The sequence below is a fragment of the Geobacillus sp. WSUCF1 genome, assembly GCF_000422025.1.
Lineage (GTDB): Bacteria > Bacillota > Bacilli > Bacillales > Anoxybacillaceae > Geobacillus > Geobacillus zalihae.
The window spans coordinates 1-539 of the sequence record NZ_ATCO01000291.1 but is presented as its reverse complement, the minus strand read 5'-3'; the positions used below and the strand labels follow the sequence as shown (position 1 = coordinate 539).

The window sequence follows — 539 nt, the reverse complement described above, 5'->3', positions numbered from 1 at the left end:
AAGGCATCGCCATCCAAGCCAAGCAGTTTGCCCGCTATATCGAGTCCAAAGACACCCGCCTCGTCACGGTGGGGAAGGAGCGTTATCGCGTGTATCGCTATGAGGGGGCCATCCATGGCCTCGATGACGCGGTGGTGCTGCTGGCTTGGAAGGCGGATCAGCCGATGGCGCCGGAACATCTTCATTGCATCTTGAGCACCGACCGGGAACTCGGGGACGAAGACATCTTGCGTTACTATGCTCAGCGTTGGACGATCGAGTGCTTTTTCCGGCAGGCGAAAGATCAACTGAAGCTGGATGGATACCGGGTCCGTCACGTTCGGGCGGTAAAACGGTATTGGGTGACCGTTTTATTGGCTTGCGTGTACAGCATCGCCGAATCCCGACAAAACCTCTCCACCGGGCTGGAGCTTCTTCGGTCGCGGAAAGGCCATAGCGTCATAGAGTTCATTTATGACGCTGCAAAGCAAGAGATTCCTATTGATGTGATCAAAAAACAGCTCCGTATCGCATAAGGGGTACCCTGTTTGTCTCTCTAA

At 54.5% G+C, this 539-nt stretch carries 1 protein-coding gene; it reads left to right on the top strand.

The window, feature by feature from the left end; all coding sequences use genetic code 11:
- Positions 1-515: transposase (locus I656_RS0117270; protein WP_033007015.1), on the top strand; the 515-nt coding region annotated here is incomplete at its 5' end.
- Positions 516-539: the final 24 nt, after the last annotated feature.